Raw genomic sequence first — 1,993 nt, forward strand, 5'->3', positions numbered from 1 at the left:
GCATGGTGAACAAACTTTCGGTGCAGGTGTCAGCGCCGCGCATGAACGTGGGATTGTATGGAGTCCTCAGATTAACGATTCAGCAAGTCGTCGCGCTGACGTTCGCTGCCGGTATTTCAGCAGCCTGTTAAGGGACCACCACAATCTGATGAGATGAATTTTCTGGCGCTTGATCGTGACGCGGAGCGATCGCATCGCTATAAGTTGATCGGCAAGTTCATCGACTCGAACGACGGCCGCAACCCGAAGGTACCGGACATCGACCGGATCGTGCCGCTGCCGCCGGCCAAGCTGCCCGAATGGGACGGTACTTTCCAGTGGCAGAAGGAGCAGGATGCGGCCGTGCCGCCGCAGAAGCCCGCAGACGAACTGGTTCAGCGACTTGCCAAAGAAAAGAATCTCGATCCAGCGACCGGCCTGCCGCTCACCACTTCGAGCAAGACCGAACGCCTGCCGCTTGGCACGAAGGTCCGGACGGGAGAGCGATGCCCGCAGGACGGATGCTGGTGCGTACCGCATGTGGCCCGCATCAAGCCGGATGCCACGCGGTACTTCAAGGAAGGCGACGTGATGCCGCCGCTGGTTTATGAAGACCCGCGGCTGATACCGGGTCTTGACCGGTTACTTGGCAAGCGCCAGCGCATATCGGATGTCGGCTGGCAATTGATCTCCTACGACGTCGATGCCTGACCGGTCGGCGATTCCATGCACTCACTGATCCACTGAATGTCCTGGCCAGTTCCGAAGCTAAGCGCAATCAAGCACCCCGAGCCATTCCCGTTGCGTGGCTGGCTTCCGGTCTCGCTTGCGCTCCTGATCTGCGCTTGCTCAAACAAGGAGGGTGCATTGCCATCGCCACCTGATCCTGGAGCCGTGCGCGCCAACTTGACCTTTACGTGCGTGCGAGAGACCGACCACTTGCCGCCAGTCGATCCGCAGACGGATAGCCTGTTCCTCTACGCGCGCCATCTCCAGAAGCAACCAGGGCCGAAAGACTTCAACGAGATGGCGCGCTACTACCGGATTGCGGCAGCGCACGGCCACTACAAGGCCAACCACAACCTGCAGTTGCTCATCTCGCAGGGTTTTGCGGATTCGCCGGCTCCTTCCCAGGAAACCATCGATCTCGCAGCGCAGTTGATTAGCCAGGGCATCCCCGGGGGGTACTTCGATATGGGCCACTACCTGGAACTGGGTTATGGCGTGAAGCAGGATGAAGAACTGGCCCTGCGCTACTTTCGCAAAGCGGCTGACTTGGGTAGCCCTGAGGCCCAGGCATACGTTGCCGAGAAACTGGCTCCGGCAGATATGGCCCCTGAAGTTGCCCTTCAAATGCGGCAGTGCGCAGCCGTCCAAGGTTACGGGGAAGCAGCGAACATGCTTGGTATCAACCGTCAGAACAAAAGGTTGTTCCCAGAAGCTGTCCGAGCGTTTCAGATTGGTGTCGCTGCCGGCAATTCACAAGCGGCTTCCTTCCTGGAGGGGGGGTTCAATGGACCGCCGCAGAGTGACGAGCTTAATTACTTGGCATTGCCTTTTGATGCCGAACGTTCCCGCCGCTATAAGGAAATTTGGAAATTCCTTATTGCCAATGACGGTCGCAACCCGAAGGTACCGGACATCGACAAGATCGTGCCGCTGCCGCCGGCCAAGCTGCCCGAGTGGGACGGTACTTTTCAGTGGCAGAAGGAGCAGGATGCGGCTGTGCCGCCGCAGAAGCCCGCCGACGAACTTGTTCAGCGATTGGCCAAGGAGAAAAATCTCGATCCAGCGACCGGCCTGCCGCTCACCACTTCGAGCAAGGCCGAACGCCTGCCGCTTGGCACGAAGGTCAGGACAGGAGAGCGATGCCCGCAGGGTGGGCGTTGGTGCGTACCGCATGTGGCCCGCATCAAGCCGGATGCGACGCGGTACTTCAAGGAAGGCGACGTGATGCCGCCGCTGGTTTATGAAGACCCGCGACCGATCCCCGGTCTTGACCGGTTACTTGGCA

At 59.7% G+C, this 1,993-nt stretch carries 1 protein-coding gene and 1 pseudogene; both read left to right on the plus strand.

Annotated elements, in window-relative coordinates:
* Window positions 1-129 precede the first annotated feature (129 nt).
* Window positions 130-690: pseudogene (locus tag F7R19_RS29460) on the plus strand (DUF6396 domain-containing protein); the annotation flags it as partial.
* 90 nt (window positions 691-780) lie between these two features.
* Window positions 781-1,993, plus strand: a 1,213-nt coding sequence (locus tag F7R19_RS29465) for an SEL1-like repeat protein (protein WP_457912021.1), incomplete at its 3' end; no start/stop codon positions are given.

Source organism: Cupriavidus pauculus (assembly GCF_008801835.1).
Classification (GTDB): domain Bacteria; phylum Pseudomonadota; class Gammaproteobacteria; order Burkholderiales; family Burkholderiaceae; genus Cupriavidus; species Cupriavidus pauculus.